The organism is Thalassospira sp. CH_XMU1420-2 (assembly GCF_037029325.1).
Classification (GTDB): Bacteria; Pseudomonadota; Alphaproteobacteria; order Rhodospirillales; family Thalassospiraceae; genus Thalassospira; species Thalassospira povalilytica.
In genome coordinates, this window is record NZ_JAYMEG010000045.1 from 1 (window position 1) to 1626 (window position 1626).

Genomic DNA, 1626 nt, shown 5'->3' on the forward strand with positions numbered 1-1626 from the left:
GTGGCGATATTCGACGATTTTGCGAGCCATATCCCAATCCATATTTTGTCGTTAATTATAATGTTCTGATGTTCTATAACCTTTATTATGACAAATTTAAAAATCGTCATACTCAATGGTGCACAAATCTTGAGGCATGAAGATCGCATTTGTTACGACATAGCAATTATCATTATTGTGATGCCAACACTATAACTGCATACGTGGATTGTGATGTGTGTCCGCATCAAACCGTTAGCTAGAACTAAGTGTGCCAGGAGATAAAAGTTCCTCCTGGCACAAGTTAAGGCATTACCTCTTGAATGGAGATTTTGGGTTCGGCGGATGGCTCCCTTTGTCTACCCAAGGTTTGCTTTAACTATTTCACACGGATGTATCCCATCATCCCACCAATCTGGTGTTCGAGAATATGGCAGTGAAACATCCAGTCGCCCGGGTTGTCCGCGAGGAATGCAACATCGACCCTTTCTTTGGGAGCAAGGAGGACAGTATCTGCCCGCGTTCCATCTGCCCGACCGTTGCGTTGCAGGATATCGAAGACATATCCGTGCAAGTGCATCGGGTGGTACCATGCCGTCGCGTTTACAATCGAGAGAATGCAAGTAACGCCACGATCCAAAGAAAGCATTGGCCCTTGCATGCCATGAGCAACAGGTCTTCCATTCAGCGTCCATGGCCCGGGCAGCGATACTGATCCATACTCTGGTGGGATTGCTTTTTCAGCGATCATCTGTTGAAGCACGCTCGACCCCATCATGCCTCCTGTAAGCACAACTTCGTGGCGCACAGCACGCGTAAGGTCTATTGGCGTGATCGGGTTTGGCGCGATTGGCAAGATGGCATTGTCGAGGGTTTTTTGCGAGCGCTGGGGCTCCTGCACGGACAGCTTGTGAAGCCGATAGGCGGCATCCCTTCTGTATCTATCTACGACGGCGATTTCGCGGCCGCTCAAGTCTTGTGGTACGTGCGCAATCAGATCTATTCGCATTCCCGGTCCAAGAATGATCTCCTGCGTGCGAGGGGTAACGCCCTGCCCGTCCACCGCGATCACCTTGAAGGGCAGTTGGCCCAAGGAAAGATTGAAAATGCGCGCATTGGCGATATTGATCAGCCGCACTCGGATCCGTTCCCCTGCATGGATCTGTGTTTGACCGTTGAACACACCATTTACCGTCGAGAGGTTGCCGATCCTTCCGCCATGCGACACGTCGTGCATCGCCCCGAAATTCTCGACGATCTCTCCGTTTTTGATCAGTCTCCAATCATCGAGGAACCAGGTAATGTCTCGGTGCACTTCTGGTGGATTATCTTCCTCGACGATGAGCGACCCAGCCAAGCCACGGTCAATTTGCTCGATACCGCGCATATGAGAGTGGAACCAGTAGGTCCCGGCATCATGAGCTTTGAAGCGATAGGTGAAGTTCTGACCCGGCTCTATAGGCGCTTGCGTCAGATTTGGAACGCCATCCATTTCATTTGGCAGGCGAACCCCATGCCAATGAACTGTGGTTGCTGAAGGCAGGCGGTTGAACACTTCACATTCAAAGAGGAACGGGAAGAAGCTTGGACGGTAACGGACCGGCACATCATCAAGTTCGAAATAGGTTTTGACGAACTCAAGCAGGC

1 protein-coding gene is annotated in these 1626 nt (G+C 50.7%); it reads right to left on the reverse strand.

Features of this window, described 5'->3' with window-relative positions; genetic code table 11:
- Window positions 1–358: 358 nt before the first annotated feature.
- On the reverse strand, window positions 359–1626 hold a 1268-nt coding region (locus WA429_RS21130; RefSeq protein ID WP_336107900.1), incomplete at its 5' end, for a multicopper oxidase family protein.